General features: G+C 52.2%; 16 protein-coding genes. All 16 read left to right on the top strand.

Annotated elements, in window-relative coordinates; genetic code table 11:
- The first annotated feature begins 2 nt into the window (after positions 1 to 2).
- The 16 genes from pseG to AACY25_RS01995 all read left to right on the top strand — a co-directional run bounded on the left by pseG (position 3) and on the right by AACY25_RS01995 (position 16,036).
- Positions 3 to 1,106 (top strand): UDP-2,4-diacetamido-2,4,6-trideoxy-beta-L-altropyranose hydrolase, encoded by a 1,104-nt coding sequence (pseG, locus tag AACY25_RS02070; RefSeq protein ID WP_339523792.1) that lies wholly within the window; start codon positions 3 to 5, stop codon positions 1,104 to 1,106.
- Between the two features lie 3 nt (positions 1,107 to 1,109).
- Positions 1,110 to 1,631, top strand: a complete 522-nt coding sequence (gene pseH, locus AACY25_RS02065) for a UDP-4-amino-4,6-dideoxy-N-acetyl-beta-L-altrosamine N-acetyltransferase (RefSeq protein ID WP_339522234.1) — start codon at positions 1,110 to 1,112, stop codon at positions 1,629 to 1,631.
- Between the two features lie 2 nt (positions 1,632 to 1,633).
- Positions 1,634 to 2,689, top strand: coding sequence for a pseudaminic acid synthase (gene pseI / locus AACY25_RS02060; RefSeq protein ID WP_339522232.1), 1,056 nt, complete (start codon positions 1,634 to 1,636; stop codon positions 2,687 to 2,689).
- Positions 2,686 to 3,765 carry a FemAB family protein gene (locus AACY25_RS02055; protein WP_339522230.1) on the top strand — a complete coding sequence of 360 codons (1,080 nt, stop codon included), beginning with the start codon at positions 2,686 to 2,688 and terminating at the stop codon, positions 3,763 to 3,765. Before pseI ends, AACY25_RS02055 begins: the two co-directional genes overlap by 4 nt.
- Positions 3,765 to 4,928, top strand: coding sequence for a polysaccharide pyruvyl transferase family protein (locus AACY25_RS02050; protein ID WP_339522228.1), 1,164 nt, complete (start codon positions 3,765 to 3,767; stop codon positions 4,926 to 4,928). The genes AACY25_RS02055 and AACY25_RS02050 overlap by 1 nt, the downstream gene beginning before the upstream one ends.
- Positions 4,925 to 6,271 (top strand): surface carbohydrate biosynthesis protein, encoded by a 1,347-nt coding sequence (locus AACY25_RS02045; protein WP_339522226.1) that lies wholly within the window; start codon positions 4,925 to 4,927, stop codon positions 6,269 to 6,271. Before AACY25_RS02050 ends, AACY25_RS02045 begins: the two co-directional genes overlap by 4 nt.
- 36 nt (positions 6,272 to 6,307) lie before the next feature.
- Positions 6,308 to 7,021 carry a class I SAM-dependent methyltransferase gene (locus AACY25_RS02040; RefSeq protein WP_339522224.1) on the top strand — a complete coding sequence of 238 codons (714 nt, stop codon included), beginning with the start codon at positions 6,308 to 6,310 and terminating at the stop codon, positions 7,019 to 7,021.
- Position 7,022: 1 nt separating this feature from the next.
- Positions 7,023 to 7,784 (top strand): glycosyltransferase family 2 protein, encoded by a 762-nt coding sequence (locus tag AACY25_RS02035; RefSeq protein ID WP_339522222.1) that lies wholly within the window; start codon positions 7,023 to 7,025, stop codon positions 7,782 to 7,784.
- A gap of 22 nt (positions 7,785 to 7,806) precedes the next feature.
- Complete coding sequence (locus AACY25_RS02030) at positions 7,807 to 8,676, top strand: hypothetical protein (RefSeq protein ID WP_339522220.1); 870 nt, start codon at positions 7,807 to 7,809, stop codon at positions 8,674 to 8,676.
- Between the two features lie 79 nt (positions 8,677 to 8,755).
- Positions 8,756 to 9,403, top strand: coding sequence for a hypothetical protein (locus AACY25_RS02025; protein WP_339522218.1), 648 nt, complete (start codon positions 8,756 to 8,758; stop codon positions 9,401 to 9,403).
- A gap of 10 nt (positions 9,404 to 9,413) precedes the next feature.
- A complete protein-coding gene (locus AACY25_RS02020) occupies positions 9,414 to 10,118 on the top strand; it encodes a hypothetical protein (protein WP_339522216.1) in 705 nt (234 codons plus the stop codon).
- A gap of 90 nt (positions 10,119 to 10,208) precedes the next feature.
- A complete protein-coding gene (locus tag AACY25_RS02015; RefSeq protein ID WP_339522215.1) occupies positions 10,209 to 11,345 on the top strand; it encodes a glycosyltransferase family 4 protein in 1,137 nt (378 codons plus the stop codon).
- 86 nt (positions 11,346 to 11,431) lie between these two features.
- On the top strand, positions 11,432 to 12,049 hold the full coding sequence (locus AACY25_RS02010) for a hypothetical protein (RefSeq protein ID WP_339522214.1): 618 nt from the start codon (positions 11,432 to 11,434) through the stop codon (positions 12,047 to 12,049).
- The gene (locus tag AACY25_RS02005) at positions 12,034 to 14,046 is read left to right on the top strand and encodes an acyltransferase family protein (RefSeq protein ID WP_339522212.1); all 2,013 of its coding nucleotides are present in this window, start codon (positions 12,034 to 12,036) and stop codon (positions 14,044 to 14,046) included. The genes AACY25_RS02010 and AACY25_RS02005 overlap by 16 nt, the downstream gene beginning before the upstream one ends.
- A gap of 80 nt (positions 14,047 to 14,126) precedes the next feature.
- Positions 14,127 to 15,233: a glycosyltransferase family 4 protein gene (locus AACY25_RS02000; protein WP_339522210.1), complete on the top strand. Its 1,107-nt coding sequence runs from the start codon at positions 14,127 to 14,129 to the stop codon at positions 15,231 to 15,233.
- Positions 15,230 to 16,036: a glycosyltransferase gene (locus AACY25_RS01995; RefSeq protein ID WP_339522209.1), complete on the top strand. Its 807-nt coding sequence runs from the start codon at positions 15,230 to 15,232 to the stop codon at positions 16,034 to 16,036. The genes AACY25_RS02000 and AACY25_RS01995 overlap by 4 nt, the downstream gene beginning before the upstream one ends.
- Positions 16,037 to 16,075: the final 39 nt, after the last annotated feature.

Below are 16,075 nucleotides of genomic sequence, written 5' to 3'. Positions count from 1 at the left end.
TGATGAAGGTCGCCTTTCGGGCTGATGCCTCGCTGCAAATGGGCAGCGGGCATGTCATGCGTTGCCTAACTCTGGCGAATGCTTTGCGTGAGAAGGGTGCTGAATGCCACTTCCTTTTTCGCGAGCATCCAGGGCATATGCTCGCGCAGATTCGCGCCGCCGGGCACATCATTCATCCGCTGGCACTGACTCCTCGTGTTGAGGCAATGCTTGAGCAGCAGAATATCTTGGCTCATGCAGGCTGGTTGGGCGCGTCACAGTCAGAAGATGCTCAACAAAGCATCGATGTACTACGTGGTATACAGCCTGACTGGCTGGTTGTTGATCACTATGCGTTGGATGTTCGTTGGCACAAGGCACTGCGGCCATTCACTAAGCGCTTGATGGTAATTGATGATCTTGCCGACCGTAGCCACGACTGCGATTTGTTGTTGGATCAAACATTTGGACGCACTGGCGCTGAATACCTCGCCCTGGTGCCCGAAGGTTGCAACGTGCTGTGCGGTTCCCAATTTGCCTTGCTCCGGCCTGAGTTTCCCCTACTACGGCTTAGTAGCCTTGTTCGCCGTGCTGATCTAACGGCGGTAAAGCAGGTGCTGATTACCATGGGCGGCGTTGATCAGGCCAATGCCACGACTCAAGTATTGAAAGCGCTTGCCGGAATGGAGTATCTGGCGGGGCTGCAAATTACTGTGGTTATGGGCGGTCGGGCACCTTGGCTGCACGCCGTACGTCAGCAGGTACTGCAGTTGCCGTTGAGTGCTGAGGTACTGGTTGATAGTCAGAATATGGCGGAGCTGATGGCGCGAGCGGATTTGGCAATTGGCGCTGCGGGTTCGACAGCCTGGGAGCGCTGCAGTCTAGGGCTTCCTTCAATCATGGTAGTGCTGGCGGAAAACCAACTCACAGTCGCTGCTGGCTTACAAGAAGCGGGGGCGGCGCAGGTCATTGCTTGTGTTGAGGATATTCCAGGCCGCTTACCAGCCTTGCTAGCTCCATTACTCAATGAGCCGCATCGCCTTAACCAAATGTCCGCTGCCGCCGCTCAAGTTACCAATGGTGAGGGTGTGCAGGCGGTTATCCAGGCTTTTGATGTGTGGGGTTAATCTGTGAGTAAAGTGTCGCCACTGCTGCGCCCCTTGCAAGAGGATGATCTGCCCCTCGTATTGGCGTGGCGTAACCATGACGGCGTGCGCAGTTATATGTACAACCAGCATGAGATCAGCCCCGCTGAGCATGCACGCTGGTTTGCCAATGCCTCTCAGGACGCCAAACGTCATCTACTCATCTATCAGCCCACAGGCAAACCACAAGGGTTTGTCAGCTTTCATCAATTGCGGGATTCAGCTGTTGCGGAGTGGGGGTTTTATCTGGCCCCGGATGCCGAGAAAGGGACGGGTAGCGCACTAGGTCGGGCCGCCCTGGATTACGCCTTTGGCAGCTTGAAGCTGCATAAAGTCTGCGCCGAAGCCTTGAGCTTCAATGAGCGTTCACGCCGCTTTCACGAAAAGCTGGGATTCCAGCAAGAAGGCGTGTTACGTGATCATTATTTCGACGGCAGCCGGTATCATGCCGTTTATTGTTTCGGGCTCCTGGCCAATGAATGGTCCGGGGGCGCTTCGGAGAGTTGAGTATGTCAGTGCATCCCTCTATCAGTATTGCCGGGCGACGTATCGGCTTGAATGAGCCTCCCTATGTGATTGCCGAGCTGTCAGCCAACCACAACGGCAGCCTGGAAACCGCCAAGCGCATCATGGCTGCCGCCAAAGTAGCCGGCGCTGACGCCATTAAATTACAGACCTATCGCCCAGACACCATTACCTTGGATTGCGATTCTAGCGACTTCCAGATCCGTGGCGGGCTGTGGGACGGCAAGACGCTATATAAACTTTACGAAGAAGCGCATATGCCTTGGGAGTGGCATGCCGTGTTGTTTGAGCATGCCCGGCAGCTGGGTATCACTACCTTCAGCTCCCCATTCGACACAACTGCAGTGGACCTGCTCGAAGACCTCAACGCGCCGGCCTACAAGATTGCCTCATTCGAGGCAGTGGATTTACCACTGATTAAGTACGCGGCCGCTACCGGTAAGCCGATGATCATTTCCACTGGCATGGCTGATGCCGAGGAAATCCAGGAGGCCATTGAGGCAGCACGCGCCGGTGGCTGTAAAGAACTGGCCATTCTGCACTGCGTTAGCGGTTATCCGGCCCCTGCTGAAGATTACAACCTGCGCACCCTGCCAGACATGATCGAACGCTTTGGCTTGGTGACGGGGTTGTCCGACCACACGCTGGATAACACCACCGCTATTGCCAGTGTGGTGCTGGGTGCTTCGATCATCGAAAAGCACTTCACTCTGAACCGCAGTGGCGGTGGCCCTGACGACAGTTTCTCCCTGGAACCGGCTGAACTGAGCGCCTTGTGCCGTGATAGCCGTACAGCGTGGCAAACACTGGGGCGTGTGGACTATGGGCGCAAGTCCAGTGAACAAGGTAATGCCCAGTTCCGCCGCTCGCTGTACTTCGTCGCAACAGGCAAAGCGGGTGATGTGATTACGGCCGAGATGGTACGCAGTGTTCGACCCGGTTTTGGGTTACCGCCGAAAATGCTGGATCAGGTTATTGGCAAGCGTTTGAGCTGTGATGTGCATTATGGGATGCCAGTTACCCATGAGGCTGTATTGTGATTTTGGAGCAGACGCCTACTCCGGACAATATTGTCGATATGTTGCTGTTACTTGCCAGTAAACACGGCTTGTATGTCGGGCTGAGAGAAACAAGTTCTTTAGAGTGGGAGCAGGTGCTTGAGCAGGCTGCTTATGTACCTGTTTCTTACTCTCAGGCCATGATTGATTATCAGGGGGCCTATTTCGGTGGCCTGAGTAAAGCATGGCAGGACTGCTCTCTGGTGCTGTTCAATGACCGTAAGCCCTGCGCCGTCTGGCCAATAAGCTTGGCCCTCAATGACTCGCGATGGAGCATTAGCAGTGCTGGGGACGCGGTAGTTGGCCCGTTATTCAGCCAGCGCCTGTCAAATAAGAGCGTCAAGTCATTGGTGACGGCCTGCGCCGGTTTTCTGAATGCATTTGCTACGCAGATGGGCTGTGACATTCGCTACCAAGAGTCTTTTCGCGACAGCGATGGCCTCAGCGAGTGGTACTTGCGTACTGTGCAGGAGGCGCCTCCTAAGGCGGTTAAACACGATCTTTATATTGATCTGCGCCCTGATCTGAATAGCATTCGCGGGCATTTCCGTAAGAGCTACAAGCCGCTAATTTCGTCAGGTGAAAAGCTGTGGCAAGTCGCTGTTAGCTGCAAATCAGAGCCCTCCGTATGGGAGGAGTTTCGCTTGCTGCACCTAGCGGTAGCTGGAAGAGAGACCCGTACATTGCAGAGCTGGGACGCACAGTTACAGGCGATAGCGTCGCAGGCCGCTTTTCTGGTGTGCCTGCGTGATCCCAATGGTCGCATGGTGGGAGGGGGCTTGTTCCATATCACGCGGGACGAAGGGCTCTATGCCGTGGGAGCCTATGACCGAGCATTGTTCGATAAGCCTTTGGGGCATGTTGTGCAGTACCACGCCATTCTGGAAATGAAAAAACGCCAGTTGCGTTGGTACAAGCTAGGAGCGCGGGCGTTTCTTGGGGATGAGCCTCAGCCATCGGCTAAAGAGCTTTCCATTGCTGAGTTTAAGCAAGGCTTTGCCAGCCACGTGTTCCCGCGAATTGAATTGCATAAGGCTTATAATCAGGTCGAGTCTTGATGGATGTCTCCAGTCAAAATGGTTATTGCATGAGAACGATGTCGCCGTTGGTGAGTGCCTGGGTTGGTCGCGGAAATTTTGGTGATGAACTGCTTTCCTATGGCCTGCGTTTGGAGCTTTATCAGGCCTCGACAGTGAGTGCAGTGAGCTATTACGAGAAGGGAAGGGATGCGATTTATCGTGCGCCCGATGATGCTCTGATTAAGTCTTGTAATGTCTCTGGGCAATCTCGTTGGGTAAAGCTTTGCAAGCGCTATACCCAGACATACTCCGCTTATGACAGCGTATTTTTTGGTGGGGGGTCTGTATTGCATTCAGGCCATAGCATCGCCTGGAAGCATGAGCTGCTGCGCCGTTTCCGTCGTGGGCGTTCTAACACCTCTTTATTGTCGGCGGCTGTAGGTGTGTCGCTCGGCCCTTTTCCTGATGCGCAGGCCGAACGCCAAGCACAGGCCTTTCTGGCTGAGTTGGATGTGGTGCATTGCCGGGACGCAATTTCTGCTGACTTTGCCCGCCAAGTGGGCGGGCCTGAAGTCATACAGGGCCGTGACTTGGCCTTTTCGGTCCGGGCGTTGCGTCCTGAGTTGTTCTCGGCTGCAAAGCAGCCGGAGCGGGTTGGAGCCTCCTTTATCCTCAGCCCGAAACTAGGCGAAGAACAACAGCGTGAGCAATTTGCCAAGATGCAGGCGGTGTTGAATGACCTGACCTCCAAGGGTTACCACGTGTTGTTGGCATCGCTCTATTCCGGCGACAAATATGCGGATGACCGTTTACATAAGCGCTTGCGTGAGTCAGCCAGCCAGCCGGACTTGATCGAGTTGCATGATTACCGTGGCGATGTTCGCGCAACCACAGCACAAATAGCCTCCTGTAGTTTTTATATCTCCATGCGTCTACATGGTGCGGTCACTGCATACCTGTCCGGTACACCTTTCTTTGCGCTTAACCGTCACCCTAAGGTGCGAGAATTTTGTACCTCGGTGTTGGGTGAGCATGCAGATACCTGTCAGGGCGATCTGAGTCTTCCTGCCCCAGAATTGCTTGAGCGGCTGGAGTTGGCTTTGCAGAAAGCATCGTCCCAGCCCCGTTATGAGTTACAGAGTGATAGTTGTTACACACACTCCAGTTTGGCCTTGCTTGCTCGGCTGAGGGCTATTGCATGAGCACGCAACAAGCAGCCAAACCCACCCTCTATTTACCGGTAGAGATCAAAGCGCGCGAGTTCAAAGCCAAAGTGCTGTTGGCGCTAATTGCCGCTCGGCAAGGCTTTCGAGTGTATCTCGGCAGTAAGGTATCGATTGATCGGCTGGTTCGTGAGAAACCGGAGCAGGGCGGCATCTACTTTTACAAGGGTGGCAAGGCGGAAAAGGATCTGCGTGCAATCAAGCAGCGTACTGAACGTTTTGTAGTGCTGGATGAGGAGTTGGGGCCGGCGGTGCAGGACCTCGGATACTTCTATAAGCGCAGGATCTATCCGGGTACCGAAAGCTATGTGGATAGGCTGTACGTGATCGGTGATGTGCACCGCGAAGTAATTGCCCAGGTTCGGCCACAGTTAATAGACAAGGTGGAAGTAACAGGTTGGCCCAGGGTCGATCTTTGGCGCGCCGATTTCAAAGCCCCTTACGCCAGCGATATTCAAGCCTTGCAGAATCGCTTCGGTCAGTTTTTGTTGTTTTCTTCGGATTTCGGCATCCTTTCTGAGCAAACCATCAGTCAGGAGGTGGCACGCCTGCGTCAGGTGAAGTCCTCCCAAGAAGAATACGATCACTATGAACGCTCAATGCGTGCGGCCTATACCGACTTCCTCGACTTTGTCGAGTTGGTCAAGCGTATGGATGCTGACGCTGAATTCCCGCCGCTGATTATTCGACCTCATCCCTCCGAGGATATTCGCCTTTGGTACAAGCATCTCGCTGGCCTGCAGCGGGTAAAAATTATCTTTGAAGGGGAGATCAGCCCTTGGCTTTATGCCTCACGTGGCCTTCTACACCGTGGATGCACCACTGCCGTCCAGGCGTATGTCGGTGAAACGCCGGTGTTGTACTGGGTGGGTGGGCAAGCGGCGATCAAGTATGAAACGCTGTCTTACCAAGTTTCACAGCCAGTAGCTAATTACTCCGCGCTCAAACTGGCTTGCCAGGCCATCATGTCGGGCAACTTTGAGTTACCGGTTTCAGTTGAAGTGGACAGTAAGCTCTGTGTTGATGAAGAGCTGGCTTGCGACAAGATAGTTGCTTCCCTGAAAAACATGGCCGTGACAAATGAAATGCCTTTTGGTTTACCAGGCTGGAAGCGAAAGCTGCGTTTTGTTTGGGGGCATGTGAACGAGTACCGTGAAGCGCGCGGTTGGGGTTATGCCCGGAAAAAGCTGGCCAAGGCTCAGCGCAAGATGGCCGGCGGTATTCATCAGCAGGAAGTTTCTACAGTTGCCTATAAATTGATACCCGATTTCTCAGGGTCAATTACTGAGTGCGATTTTAATCTGGTCGAGGTGGAGGCCTGAGGGCCTTTGATTTGAATTGCGAATGTAGGGTGTCATATGGATATTGAGAAAGTCCGAGCCTTTTATGAGGCCAGCTATTCAAACTTGGGTTTTTCTGCTCAGCGCAAATATCCCAATGAAGAGCTTTGCCGTTTTATCGGGCGCAATTTTTCGCAACTCTCCCTTGACGAGAAGCAGGCTGTGCGCGTGCTTGAAGTGGGCTGTGGAAGTGGTTCGAATCTGTGGATGTTAGCCCGTGAAGGCTTCGATACGTTTGGCATTGATCTCTCGCCAGAATCTCTGGTTCTGGCCGAAAGAATGCTCGAAAGCTATGGGGCTAAGGCATCTGTGAGTGCCGGAGATATGACTCAACTTGAATTCCCCGCTGGTTTTTTTCATGCGGTGGTGGACGTTTTTTCGTCCTATTGTCTGGATGCAAATCTTGCCCGTTCATTTATTGCAAGTGTCAGTCGAGTGCTAGCGGAAGGGGGATTGTTTTTTTCCTACTTCCCAGCCAAAAGTTCAGAAGCCTTTACCAATCATGAGCCCGCTTGCATGTTAGACAACGATACGCTCTCAGGTATTTACCGTACGGACTCGCCCTTTACCGGCAATCACTATCCGTTCCGTTTTCTGCATCCGCAGGAGTATGAGCAAATGCTGATCGAGGCGGGTTTTGAGGTGCAGTACAGTGAGGTGGTTAGTCGTACTTATGGTCGGCGTAAAGAACAGTTTTCCTTTATCACTATCGAGGCCAGGAAAGTAAGTTGACATGACTTCCTCCCAACTATCCGGCTTCGCGGTAACCGTTGTTATCCCTACTGCTGATCGCGGTGTTTTATTGCGGCGCTCGCTTGACTGCGTACTGGCGCAAACAGTCTCGGCTAGCGAAATTATTCTGGTCGACAATGGCCGTGAGGATGCGCATACCGAGGGATTGGCCGAGCGGGTTCGGGTAATCCGCACGGCGCCACGAATTGGGCCCGGGCGGGCACGTAACGTTGGCACACAGGCTGCTGCCTGTGAGTTGGTAGCTTTTCTTGATGATGACGATTTGTGGCTGCCCGATTACTTGGAGCGGGTGATTGAACGCTTTCAGGAAACAGGGGCCGATGCCGTGCTTGGTCAGTTAATGCGCCAGCCTGTGGGGCAGGAGGCTCAGCCATATAAAGTGTTGCCGGATGGGGCTGAAGAGCAACGCCGAGTGTTTTATTCCAACCCAGGCTTTGGCGGGCAGAACCTGACCATTCGGCGTGAGGTGTTTCTGGCCTTTGGTGGCTTTGATGAGGCCATGCCTGCATCAGAAGATCGTGATCTTGCTGCGCGCATGTTGTTGGCGGGTAAGCGCTTGGCCTCACAGCCGCGGGCGATTGCTATCCTGTGTGACCATGCGGGTGGGCGGGCACGCCATAGCTTGGCAGTGGGAAATTGGGTTTTTTTCAAGAAGCACTGGCGTAATATGCGCGCCGCTGAGTTGTATCGAGCGCTTAAGGTGTTAGTGAAGCGCCGCCTGCTGGTACTGCTTGGGCGTTAGACAACCGAATCAGGACACGCACGTGGCGGACATTCTCGCAACAGTATTGAGCAAGCTCGGTGGTAGGTTGCAGGCTGCAGGTCAGCGGCGGGCGTTGTCGTCCTTTCCAGGGACGATTCGCGTGGCCGATTGCCTGGTAACGGACCTCAAACCCTTGGGCGGCTATCACCAGCCAGGCGTAACCAAAGCTGGGCGCTTGTCGTTTGCGGGCATGTGTCAGGGGCGCAAGGTCAAAGTTTACAGCGCGTTTTCCAAAGCCCAGATTGACTTACGTTTAGCGGTGCAGGGCCATCCCTTTGCTGGTTGTGAGTTTGCGCCGGTTATCACCGCGGATGAGCATTTGATTGTCGAGGCGTGGGTGGAAGGTGCTCCGGTTGCTGCATTGCCACATGCTCAACAGCTTGAGGCGAGCGAAGCGGTCTCTTCATTTATTATCGGTAATCAACGCGAGCCGTCGTTGTTGGCGTTGGCCAGTCAACATACAGGTGCTTTTTGTTACCTGAATGATTACCTGTTGGCACGCCTGGGTGTATGGCGACATTGGGGCGATGTTGGCGCGTTTGTTGAGCAATGGCAGGTCGAGTATCAGGCCCTACTCTCTGCTGGGACCATCGCACAGTTTTTGAGTCACCCGGATCTGTCTGCTGCGAATCTGATTCGTGAGCATGCCACCGGCCATTGGGTGATTATTGACAACGAATTGCTCGGAGTGGGGGCCGGCTGGATTCTGGATGCTCGGAATTCGTTACTGAAGCGTGATATGCCTTCAACTGGCCCCGCGCTTGATGTGCCGATGAGTTTTGTTGAGAAAACATGGCGCCTGCGGCAGTTGGGCTCTGCGTTGGATGCCAATGATTTCAAACTGGCAGCCTCGCTGTGCCGTTTGCATTGAGTCGTGTGTTTTTGTACGTGGGGTGTGATGGGCCATGAGAACTATAAGAAGCCGGCTCGCGGCCCTGGGGCGGGATCCATTGCGTGAAACGTTATCCGAGGCGTTACAGATCCAGGTGAGGCCTGAGTCGGTTAGTGGCTATGGCTTGCCGGGTTATGTGCAATACAAGCATGTGCATGCTTCTTGGTTACGCCCTTGGTTAAAGAAGAATCCGCTTTATCCGTTGATCAAGGGGCGCGCTCCGCTTGTGTTGCCGGGGGATTGGGACCGGGCCTGCGTGCCTTTTTCCACCACCCCCGTGTATGTGTTTCTTGCTGATTTGCAGGCCTGTGCTTTCGAGTACAAAGACACAGAGTTTTATCGCCTGCTGCTGGCCGATCTCCATGCGGGTAAACAGCGCTCATATAAGTCACTTTTGTTGAACTCCGAGCAAGCTATTGATCAGTTGTTCGAGGGCTATGTTCGCGTATTTAAAAGTATGGCTGCTGAGGGGTACCAAGCAGACAAGGCCGTTGACCCCATCTGCGTGATGGTGACGCGCGACGGACGATTGATAAAAGAAGAGAAAGGCCGCCATCGCCTGGCTATTGCTCAATTGGTGGGTGTGGAGCGAGTGCCTGTACTGGTTCGGCATATTCATCCGGACTGGCTAACAGCGATGGGTGGCACGAGTTCCGGCTCAGCAGCGGCTAATATCGTGCGCTCTCTACAGTCGCTGGCGGTTTGACGGTGAGCATGTGAAGACTTTGTTAAAGCGTATGGTGCAGCGGTTGCGTTTATATCGACTGATCACTACCAATACGGCCAAGCAGCTACTGGCCGGCCCTCAGTGTATTGCCAACGTCAGGGTGCCTAATCTGTTGTTGCCGCCGGTCATTTATATTGACCCTAACAAGATTGTCTATGCGGCCAGTGTGGCGATTAAGCCAGCGAAGGGTAATGCTTTATTTTTATCCGGCGACTGGGACCAAGCGCGGCAGCCTTTGTCTGAGGTCGAAACCAGTAACTCCAAATATGTGTCATGTCGGGAGTTGTTGGAGGCGCGTATCGACCTTGAGGCAACGCATGAGTATGGCTTGATCATGGCGGCTATTCGCGACAGTGGTAGTTACCGAGGCTGTCGGAGTGAAGCTGATGCTATGACGCATATTCAGGCGCGCCAGGCGTTCTATTTTGCAATGCGGCAGAACGGTTATAAAAGCCAGGCAGCGCTCGGCGGCAGCCGCTATCAGGGAGAAGTGGAGTGCGCACTTGACCGCGATGGCAACCTCATCAAGATCAATGCCGGTAACCACCGTTTTGCCGCGGCGCGCTATCTGGGGCTGACTTCAATACCTGTGCATCTCGCCGTTATCCATGCTGAGCATCTGCGGTCTTTACCTGAGAGGGGGCTTCCTGCTGTGCGCCAGCTAATCGCGGATGTTGAGGCACGCTATGCCTAAGTTAGCGATTTGTAGTGGCGCGTGTAGTGAGGATGATTCCGAACATGCAGCCTTAGGTGAGCTAAAGCAGTCGATTTTTGGAGTGTACGTGTGAAGCTGCTTTATCTTGCGCAGTCAGATATTCCATCGCAGGCAGCCAATAGTGTTCATGTGATGAAAATGTGTGAGGCATTTTCGGCTCAAGGATGTGAAGTTGCCCTCTGGCTGCCTGAAAAGAAAATAACCTCATCCGCCGAAGAGATATTTCGTTATTACGGTGTGTCGCCTCGTTTCGATCTGTGCTGGCTAGCAGGAATGTCTTGGCTGAAGCCTTCATATGCTTTTGCGTGGCAAGTGTGGGTGCAGTTGCGCAAAGTTCGGCAGCTGCCTGATCTAGTATTTTCTCGCTCGCTACTCGGGGCCGTTAGTGCGCTGCTGGCTGGAGCAAAGGTAGTGCTAGAGGTGCACCAGCCTATGCGTGATTCGGGTGTTCTACAGGGGCTGATGTTCAGGTGGATTGTCCGGCACAAGCGATTTCAGCGCCTTGTGGTCATTACCCAAGCACTCAAGGACTGGCATTTACAGCAGAAGTTGCTGTGTGCTGAGATGATTCATGTGGCCCCTGATGGCGCCGAGCCTCCTGTTACCGATAGCCCACGCGTGGCTAGCGGCCCAACTGAAGCGGGTGACTTTAGGGTTGGTTATGTCGGCAGCCTGCACCAAGGCAAGGGGATGGAGGTTGTCCTGCCCTTGGCTCAATTATTGGCAGAGGTTGACTTTCATGTGGTTGGTGGCTCTGACGTGCAGTTGCGTGAGTGGCGCAATAAGGCTGAAGGGTTAGGCAATTTAACCTTTCATGGATTTATGCCGCCAGTTGATGTGCAGGGTTTTATGTCCGGCATGGACGTGCTTCTGGCCCCTAATCAGCAAGTAGTTAAGGGTGTTGGCGGTAGTGATATTGGGCGCTGGACATCCCCTCTGAAAATTTTCGAGTACATGGCTGCGCGCAAGCCCATCCTGGCGTCGGATCTGTCGGTATTACGCGAAGTTCTGCAGCATGAGGGCAATTGCTTGTTGTGCTCGGCGGACTCTCCCGAGCAATGGGCGCATGCTGTGGTGCGCCTACGTGATGAGCCTGCGTTGAGTCAGCGTTTAGCTGAGCAGGCTTATACGGATCTAGTGGGCAAATACACGTGGAGTTGTAGAGCCAGAACCCTATTGGCCTGCCTGGCTGATAGAACGCGATGAGAGCGTCGCTGAGAAATCGTTTGAGCTGCTTAGAAGCAGTCACTAATTCGTGGCTATTTCGAGGCGTATATGGCGACCGTCTAACAATGCTTGAGTCGCTTCGCGTGCCAAACGCGAGTTTGTTGCCCTGCATTCATATCGATCCGCTAAAAATTGAGTTCAAATGCAATCTGCGTGGAGCGGTTCAAGTCCAGCGCACCCTTATGCGCGGTGGTGACTGGGATTTGGCGCGCAAAACCTTTCTGGAGGTTGAGGCGACCGACCCGCGCTACATCAGTTGCCGCGAGTTGCTTGAGGGAAACACCCCTATTGAGCAGCTTGAAGAATTTCGTCAATTACTCGCTCGCTTAGAGCAACGTGGCGAAGCGCGGGGTATGAAGACTCACGAAGAGTTACGCCGCTATATGCTGGCTGTGCAGGGGCTTTATCGCCAGATTTCTGATGCCGGAAAGCTGATGACGCAGTCCGAGCTTGGGCGCTGTAAATACGGTGGTGAGATCAACTGTGCGGTTTCGCGGGATGGTATTCTGATGAAAACTGATGACGGTAATCATAGGTTCGCTATTGCGCGATTACTTGGGCTGCGGAGCGTTCCGGTGCAGATATCAGCTGTTCATGTAGATGTTAAATATGAGCGAGTTAATAATTCTGCAGTTGCGTCGATTAATAAGTTTTTTCTTGATATGCAGTGCGCGTATTCTTAATTTTTCTTGCATGGTGTTATATGGCTGGCGCTGCTAAATACAAGTATCGTGGAGATGTTGATGGCTTAAGGGCTGTGGCTGTAATTGCGGTAATATTAAACCATTTTTATCCAGCGTTAATGCCGTCAGGTTATCTGGGCGTTGACGTGTTTTTTGTGATATCAGGCTATGTGATAACACAGAGCTTGGTTTCTATGAAGAGTCAGGGGTGGTTTGATTACTTAACTACATTTTATGCAAATCGTGTTCGTAGGTTGTTGCCGGCCTTAATTTTTTGCGTTGCACTCACCACTGTATTATTCCTTGTGTTGACGCCTGGGCCGCAACGAGAGATTTTTGTGACGGGAGGTCTTTCTCTGTTTGGACTTTCCAATCTTTATTTGTTGAAAATTGCAAGTAACTATTTTTCTATCGATGCTCATCTAAACCCATTTACTCACACGTGGTCGCTCGGTGTTGAGGAGCAGTTCTACTTCATTTATCCCGCGTTACTGGCGTTGACTGGTCTTGCTTTGGTGAAAGTAGAGCGTGCGTGGGCTCGTACGACGCTGCTTCTTGTCGTGTTGTCTGCTGCTTCTTTGCTTTCTTACCTTTTTCTGGTTAAGAGTCATCCTGTTTTTTCGTTCTATTCAATGCCTACACGATTCTGGGAGTTTTGTTTTGGGGCATTTGCTTTCATTTTTATAAATAAGTACTGGCTGAATGGGAAGTCCATTCGGTGGCGCGGTGGTTTGCTGTGGTTGTCCTTTTTGGGTTTGCTAGGCTTGTTCTTTGTGCCGATTGAGTATCAGGCTTGTTCAACTGTTCTGGCAGTTCTGCTGGTGACTATTTTGATTGTTTTCTCGGTCCCCAGCTTGGGTGTGCACCAACTACTTTGCTCGCCTCCATTCTTGTACATTGGCGCGTTGTCATATTCACTATATCTCTGGCACTGGAGCATTTTGGTGTTGGGGCGTTACACCGTTGGCGATTCCTTGGTTGCTTCCTTTTTCTTGCTTGTCATCGTTTTTGCGTTTTCTCTTTTTTCCTACTATTTCGTTGAGCGCCCAATGCGCTATAAAGGTTACTTAAGCGGTCGCGTTAAGCCATTGTGTTTGGTTATTTTAATAGTGCTGCCTCTGTCTTATTTGATTGTGCGTGAGGTGCCTAAGGCTCGGGTTGAAAATTTGAGCGTGGCATCCTTGATGGGTATCGAAGCGGCAGCTTCCTGGGCAGGTACAATCAAATGTCATGGTGATAATCAGGCTGAAAACGATGAGGTTTTTCTAAGTGATTGCCTGCACCCAGTGCGCACAGTTGAGCGGCCTCATACAGTATTTCTGTTGGGTGACTCTCATGCAGCGCAGTTTACTTTTATGCTGGAAAAAGCGCTTCAGGGAGTGCCTTATTCATTAAGGTTTGCACACAATGCAAGTGACTATGACTTTCCGCGAAGCTTTCTATCAGGCAAGGCCGTGGCGCCGACGCTAGACTATGTGGTGGAGACCGCGCGTAAGGGGGATGTGGTGGCTGTTGCGATGCATCGAGGTCGGCTTAATCCGAATCGGGATGGCCATGTCGATATGAGTCATCCAGTTGAGCTAGATAAGCGTGCTGTTTTTTTTGAAGAAAATCTTTCGGTGTATATTGAAAAATTAGCGGCTAGTGGAGTTAAGGTTGTACTGATAAAAGATACACCACTTATGTCTGTCGTTGCCGCCAGTGAGGCTTGTAAACTGCAGCTTCAAATTTTTGGACGTAGCGTCTGTCGGGTGTCCAGGGCTCAAGATTTACATACAAGAAAGCGGCTTGACCTGGTTTATCAAGGGTTACTTGAAAAAAATAAAGCTGTATTTACATGGGATCCATTTGATTTTATGTATTCTGCCGACGGCTATGCCGATGTAGTAGATGACGTGAATGAATATGTGATGATGGATTCACATCATATTACGCAGTATCAATCCGAAAAAATGGCACAAGAATTTTCTCTATTTTTTAAAGGGGTTGTGCGTTAATCCACGGTTTATGATTGCCTGCTTGTAAATAAATATGTGGCTGTTGCAGTTCCATTAGCTTTAGCCGACGGAGATACGTTTTGAACGTTCTGTATGTGGTTTCTACCTTAAAGCGCTGTGGTCCGACTAATCAGCTCTTTGGTTTGGTAAAGAACCTTGATCGCTCACGTTTTACGCCATTCGTCCTGACGCTTTCTCCGGAAACCGGCGAGTCGCGCTGGGATGATTTTGTGGCACAGGGGATCAACGTTCAGTCGCTTGGTTTAGGCCGCTTGAGCGGTTTATTAAAAGGGCGCAAGGCGTTGAGCGCTCGGTTGTCTGCTATTAAACCGGTTTTAGTGCATAGCCAGGGTATTCGTGCGGACAGTTTATGCGTGCAAGTGCTGCCTCGCTCGGTGGTTCAGGTCGCGACCTTACGCAACTATCCCTTTAAAGATTATGTGATGTCTTTTGGGCGCGTGCAGGGCGAGTTAATGGCGCGCTGGCATCTATTTAACTTACGCAAAGTCAATGCGGTCGCCTTGGTTTCCAACGCTATCCATGGAATGCTCCAAGGGCGTTTACTGCAGGCGCGTGTTGTACAGAATGGCGTAGATGTTGATCGTTACCATCTTGCGGATAGTGCCAAGCGTGCCCTTTTACGCGAGCGTCTGGAGCTGCCACCGGAAGCGCGGATCTTTATTTCCACAGGGCATCTTGATCCTCGGAAAGATCCGATCACTGCGATTAATGGTTTCTTGGAGGGCGCGCGCAAGGAAGACCAGTTTCTGGTGTTGGGGGATGGCGTTTTGCGTGAAGAGCTTAAAGGCCGATACAGCTCCTCTCGCCAGATAAGGTTTCTGGGGCGAGTTGCTAATGTGCAGGAGTATCTGCAGGCAAGCGATTACTTCATTTCTGCTTCACTAGCCGAAGGATTACCGAATGCTGTGCTTGAAGCACTTGCTTGTGGTTTACCTTGTTTGTTGAGTGACATCGCAGAGCACTCCGAAATCTTGCTGGGTTCCAATTTGCGCTCTCTATTGTTTTCGACGGGGAACAATGAGGCTTTGGCGGAGTGCCTGAGGGGGCTGGACGATGGCAATTATGCGCAGGCCAGAGCTGAGGCCGTAGCCATAATCTCTTCTGGCTTCAGTGCTGCACATATGTCAGCTCACTATCAGGCGTTATACAAAGAGTTGTTATCGTGAGTGTCGCCTTCTCTGTTTTGATGTCTGTTTATGCGCGCGAGAAACCTGCTTTTCTTGAAGCGTCGCTGCAGAGCCTTGTTGACCAGACAGAGCCTGCCGAGCAAGTCGTCTTGGTAAAGGATGGGCCACTGACTCCAGAGTTGGAGGCAGTTATTGATTCATTCATGGACCGCATGCCTTTGGTCCTATGTGCTCTTCCGGCCAACCATGGATTGGCAGTTGCCCTCAATGAAGGTCTTAAGTATTGCTGCCATGATTGGGTTGCACGGATGGACAGTGATGATGTTGCGCTGCCTGAGCGTTTTGCTGCTCAGTCGATATTTCTCGCCAAACATCCTGATGTAGATGTGTTGGGCGCTTGTATCGAGGAGCGAGATAGCAGCATGTCGCAGGTTTTGGCGCGACGCGATGTGCCGTGCGCTCATGACGATATCAGGCGCTTTGCGACCCGGCGCAGCCCCATAAGTCACCCGGTTGTCGTTTTCCGCAAAGCTGCGGTGCTGGCTGTGGGTGGCTATCCGCTATTTCAGCGTGCGCAGGATTACGCACTGTGGTCGCTGATGCTTGTGCGTGGCTATCGCTTTGCTAATCAGACGGAGTGTCTGCTGTGGATGAGAACGGGGGAAGGGTTGATGGCTCGTCGCGGCTATCAATATTTTCTAAATGAGTTGAGGCTGCTGCGTTTCCAGCGCGAGATTGGTCTGCTGGGATGGTCCGACTTTATGCTGAATGTCACTGCGCGGTTTATCTTGCGGATCGCGCCTAGTCGCTTGAAACAGCTCATCTATGATGTTGCAAGGTAGTAGCGGATAAGCTTTGTTGCCGTCTGAAAGTAGTGCTGT

Source organism: Pseudomonas sp. EA_35y_Pfl2_R111 (genome assembly GCF_963970955.1).
Classification (GTDB): Bacteria; Pseudomonadota; Gammaproteobacteria; order Pseudomonadales; family Pseudomonadaceae; genus Aquipseudomonas.
This window is presented reverse-complemented; position numbering and strand designations above follow the sequence as displayed.

Coding starts and splice junctions, on each gene's coding strand:
- AACY25_RS02040 (WP_339522224.1), top strand. CDS start 6,308: ATGGATATTGAGAAAGTCCGAGCCTTTTATGAGGCCAGCTATTCAAAC.
- AACY25_RS02010 (WP_339522214.1), top strand. CDS start 11,432: ATGCTTGAGTCGCTTCGCGTGCCAAACGCGAGTTTGTTGCCCTGCATT.
- AACY25_RS02035 (WP_339522222.1), top strand. CDS start 7,023: ATGACTTCCTCCCAACTATCCGGCTTCGCGGTAACCGTTGTTATCCCT.
- pseI (WP_339522232.1), top strand. CDS start 1,634: ATGTCAGTGCATCCCTCTATCAGTATTGCCGGGCGACGTATCGGCTTG.
- AACY25_RS02050 (WP_339522228.1), top strand. CDS start 3,765: ATGGATGTCTCCAGTCAAAATGGTTATTGCATGAGAACGATGTCGCCG.
- pseG (WP_339523792.1), top strand. CDS start 3: ATGAAGGTCGCCTTTCGGGCTGATGCCTCGCTGCAAATGGGCAGCGGG.
- AACY25_RS02045 (WP_339522226.1), top strand. CDS start 4,925: ATGAGCACGCAACAAGCAGCCAAACCCACCCTCTATTTACCGGTAGAG.